This is a genomic window from Falsiroseomonas oryziterrae, from assembly GCF_021864505.1.
GTDB lineage: Bacteria > Pseudomonadota > Alphaproteobacteria > Acetobacterales > Acetobacteraceae > Falsiroseomonas > Falsiroseomonas oryziterrae.
Genome location: NZ_JAKJIB010000428.1, coordinates 1 through 2,895, shown reverse-complemented (window position 1 = coordinate 2,895; position 2,895 = coordinate 1). Strand labels below are relative to the sequence as shown.

General features: G+C 72.4%; 5 protein-coding genes. 3 read left to right on the top strand and 2 right to left on the bottom strand.

Annotated elements, in window-relative coordinates; all coding sequences use genetic code 11:
- Nucleotides 1-207: hypothetical protein (locus tag L2I40_RS21430; RefSeq protein ID WP_237217247.1), on the bottom strand; the 207-nt coding region annotated here is incomplete at its 3' end.
- Nucleotides 208-275: 68 nt separating this feature from the next.
- On the opposite strand from L2I40_RS21430, the gene L2I40_RS21425 reads away from it, so the two are divergent.
- The 3 genes from L2I40_RS21425 (at nucleotide 276) to L2I40_RS21415 (ending at nucleotide 2,272) form a co-directional block, all read left to right on the top strand.
- A complete protein-coding gene (locus tag L2I40_RS21425; RefSeq protein ID WP_237217245.1) occupies nucleotides 276-1,244 on the top strand; it encodes a threonine dehydratase in 969 nt (322 codons plus the stop codon).
- Nucleotides 1,245-1,526: 282 nt separating this feature from the next.
- On the top strand, nucleotides 1,527-1,943 hold the full coding sequence (locus L2I40_RS21420; protein ID WP_237217243.1) for a rhodanese-like domain-containing protein: 417 nt from the start codon (nucleotides 1,527-1,529) through the stop codon (nucleotides 1,941-1,943).
- Nucleotides 1,940-2,272: a DHCW motif cupin fold protein gene (locus L2I40_RS21415; protein WP_237217242.1), complete on the top strand. Its 333-nt coding sequence runs from the start codon at nucleotides 1,940-1,942 to the stop codon at nucleotides 2,270-2,272. The genes L2I40_RS21420 and L2I40_RS21415 overlap by 4 nt, the downstream gene beginning before the upstream one ends.
- A gap of 9 nt (nucleotides 2,273-2,281) precedes the next feature.
- Here the strand turns inward: L2I40_RS21415 and L2I40_RS21410 are convergent, their stop codons facing one another.
- On the bottom strand, nucleotides 2,282-2,710 hold the full coding sequence (locus L2I40_RS21410) for a tellurite resistance TerB family protein (RefSeq protein WP_237217240.1): 429 nt from the start codon (nucleotides 2,708-2,710) through the stop codon (nucleotides 2,282-2,284).
- Nucleotides 2,711-2,895: the final 185 nt, after the last annotated feature.

The window sequence follows — 2,895 nt, the reverse complement described above, 5'->3', positions numbered from 1 at the left end:
CGGGCCTGGCGGCATCGCGGTCCCGCCCGCGCGCCCGGCCTCGTCCGTCGCGGGCTCGTCCGAACTGCGAGCGCCCGCCGCGCGCAACCGCGCCATCGCGCTATCGCGCGCCGCCTCGGTCTCGAACTCGCCCCAGACGATCGGCATCGCGAGCGGCGTGTCGTCGCGCTCGCCGGTCCACTGGCCGCTGTCCACCACGATGGCCATCGCGTCGCCCTCCGCCTAACCTGTCCCGCGCAGAACGCCGCCGCGCGCGCTTGTTTCCGGAGGGATGCGTGTTCGACCTGGATGGCCTGAAGGCCGCCGCCCGCCTCGTCCACGCGGTCTTCCCGCCGACCCCGCAATACGCCTGGCCGCTGCTGGCCGCGCGCACCGGCGCCGAGGTCTGGGTCAAGCACGAGAACCACACGCCGACCGGCGCCTTCAAGGTGCGCGGCGGGCTGACCTACTTCGACCGGCTGAAGCGCGAGCGGCCGCAGGTGTGCGGCATCGTCTCCGCCACCCGTGGCAATCACGGCCAGAGCCTCGCCTATGCCGGGGCGCGCGCCGGGGTGCCGGTGACCATCGTCGTCCCGCGCGGCAACAGCGTGGAGAAGAACGCCGCGATGCGCGCCTTCGGCGCGCGCCTCGTCGAACATGGCGAGGATTTCGACGCCGCGCGGGTCGAGGCGATGCGGCTGGCGGAGGCGGAGGGGCTGGAATTCGCGCCCTCCTTCGCGCCCGACCTGGTGCGCGGCGTCGCGACCTACGCGCTGGAACTGTTCCGCCATGTCGAGTCCCTTGGGCCGCCGCTCGATGCGCTCTACGTCCCGATCGGGCTGGGATCGGGCATCTGCGGCTGCATCATGGCGCGCGACCTGCTCGGCCTTCCGACCGAGATCATCGGCGTGCAGAGCACCGAGGCCGACGCCTATGCGCGCAGCGTCGCCGCCGGGCGCGTCGTGACGGTGCCGAGCGCCAACACGCGCGCCGACGGGATGGCGACGCGCATCCCCGATCCCGCCGCCTTCGAGATGATCCGCCGCGGGGCGTCGCGCATCGTCACCGTCACCGACGCGGAGGTCGCCGTCGCCATCCGCGCCTATTGGGAGGACACGCACAACTTGGCCGAAGGCGCCGGCGCCGCGCCGCTTGCCGCGCTGCTCCAGGAGCGAGACCGGATGGCGGGCCAGCGGGTCGCGGTGATCCTCTGCGGCGGCAACATCGACCTCGCCCTGTTCCGGAGCTGGGTGCTGGGCGCCTGACCGCCGTTTGCGCTGGCGCAAGGACATCCGGCCCCGCGGCATGGTCGGCTGCCGGGGACAAGCGGAGCCGGACCGCCATGCCGCTGATCCCCTTGCTGCTCCTCGCCGCCGCGGTCGCCATGGCGGTGAGTTCGAACACCCCCCGCACGGAGCCGCGCCCCGGCGCCTCGGTCGCGGTCAGCTATCCCGGCAAGTAGCCCCCGGGGTCTGGCCTCCGGAGCTCCGCATCGCCCCTCCGCATCGCCCGGGCGCTGCGCTACCGTCGCGGCGAGGAGGACCGCGATGCCGCAGCAGATCGTGAAGGGCTACCGGCAGCTGGTGGACGAGGCCAATGCGGTCGTCGAGGAGATCGACGTCGAGCAGGCCAAGACCCTCTACGGCCGCGACGACGTGCAGTTCGTGGACATCCGCGACATCCGCGAGCTGGAGCGCGAGGGCCGTGTGCCCGGCGCCTTCCATTGCCCGCGCGGCATGCTGGAATTCTGGATCGACCCGGCGAGCCCCTACGCCAAGCCGCAATTCCAGCAGGACAAGCACTTCGTCTTCTTCTGCGCCGGCGGGCTGCGCTCCGCGCTCGCGGCGCGGGCCGCGCAGGAGATGGGCCTGAAGCCCGTCTCGCACCTCAAGGGCGGCTACGGCGCCTGGCGCGCCGCCGGCGGCGCGACGGAGCCGCTGCCGGCGAAGACGCCGAAGCCGTGAAGATCCCCGCCCTGCCCTTCACCGTCACGGATTGGAGGCGCGTCGAGCCGACGGTGCATCCCGGCGAAACCGGTCAGGCGCTGTGGCGCACGCTGAACATCGGCGATCTGCGCGTGCGGATGGTGGAGTACTCGCCGGGCTATCTCGCCGACCATTGGTGCGACCGCGGCCATGTGCTGTTCGTGGTGTCCGGCGAGCTCGACACCGAGCTGCGCGACGGCCGCCACTTCAAGCTCACGGCCGGCATGAGCTACCAGGTCTCGGATTTCGGCGACGCGGCGCACCGGTCCTCCACGGCGACCGGCGCGACGCTCTTCATCGTGGACTGACGCGGCGCGTCAGAGCACCTGGAAGCGCGCCTTGGCCGCGCGCTCGATCGCGCCGGCGATCAGCCGGTCGAGGTCGAGCCCGATGCGCAGGTCCTGCAGGAAGCGCAGCTCCTCCTGCGTCGCGTCGCCATCCGCCGCGCAGACCTCGCAGGCCAGCAGATAGGCGGTCTCGCGCAGGCGCATCGGCAGCGCGTCGCGCAGCATCGTCATCGCATCGTCGAGGCCGTCGTTGCGGTTGAGCAGCTTGGCGACGGCATCGGTCACCGTCTCGATCTCGTTGCTGTGGAAGTCGGCGAAGACGGGCAGTTCCTGCACCATGCGGCTCATCATGCCGAGCTCGGCATCCGACATCGGGCCGTCCGCGACCGACATGAGCACCATGGCGCAGACCAGCGCTTCCTGCGCGGTGAAGCGGGCGATGTGAGCCTCGCGAGTCATGCTGGGTCTCTCCGGCGGCGGTTCCGGCACGATGCGTCGCCCGCCCGCGCGCGGCGGTCAAGCGCGCTGCGGATCACGCATCGACTGCCGGCTCGTCGCCGTCGCGGGCGGCGTCGAGCGCGGCGCGCAACCGGCGCAGCAGGGGCAGCGCGGAGGCCAGCTCCGCCGGGTCGATGCCGGCTGCC

What these genes read in the sequence shown, in the direction of transcription:
- L2I40_RS21420 (WP_237217243.1), top strand. Translation starts at nt 1,527, where the DNA reads ATGCCGCAGCAGATCGTGAAGGGCTACCGGCAGCTGGTGGACGAGGCC.
- L2I40_RS21410 (WP_237217240.1), bottom strand. Translation starts at nt 2,710, where the DNA reads ATGACTCGCGAGGCTCACATCGCCCGCTTCACCGCGCAGGAAGCGCTG.